The sequence below is a fragment of the Flammeovirga agarivorans genome (genome assembly GCF_012641475.1).
GTDB classification, from domain to species: Bacteria; Bacteroidota; Bacteroidia; order Cytophagales; family Flammeovirgaceae; genus Flammeovirga; species Flammeovirga agarivorans.
Map to the genome: position 1 here is coordinate 1 of NZ_JABAIL010000117.1, position 580 is coordinate 580.

Consider the following 580-nt stretch of genomic DNA (forward strand, 5'->3'; position numbering starts at 1 on the left):
ATGATGATTTTGCCAACGTGCTGACCCAGGTGGATGCCCTGCTGATGCTGGACGTCTATCCGGCGGGCGAAGCGCCGATCCCGGGCGCCGACAGCCGCTCGCTGTGCCGCACCATTCGCGGCCGCGGGAAAGTGGATCCGATCCTGGTGCCCGATTCGGCCCAGGCCGCGGAGATGCTGGCGTCAGTCCTGACCGGCAACGATTTAGTACTGGTGCAGGGCGCCGGTAACATCGGTAAAATCGCCCGCCACCTGGCTGAAATCAAACTGATCCCGCAAAAAACGGAGGAGGAGCGCCATGGCTGATAAAATCGCGGTGCTTTTCGGTGGAACCTCCGCTGAACGTGAAGTGTCGCTGAATTCAGGCGCGGCGGTGCTGGCCGGGCTGCGTGAAGGCGGGGTGGACGCCCATCCGGTCGACCCGCGCGATGTTGATATTACCCAGCTAAAAAAGCAGGGCTTTAAGAAAGCGTTTATTGCCCTCCACGGCCGCGGCGGGGAAGATGGCACTCTGCAGGGGCTGCTGGAGTTAATCCAGCTGCCTTATACCGGCAGCGGCGTGATGGCTTCGGCGATTTCAA

General features: G+C 61.4%; 2 pseudogenes. Both read left to right on the plus strand.

Going from position 1 to position 580, the window contains the following annotated elements:
- Positions 1-305: pseudogene (locus HGP29_RS28515) on the plus strand (hypothetical protein); the annotation flags it as partial.
- 166 nt (positions 306-471) lie between these two features.
- Positions 472-580 (plus strand): annotated as a pseudogene (locus tag HGP29_RS29160) (hypothetical protein); the annotation flags it as partial.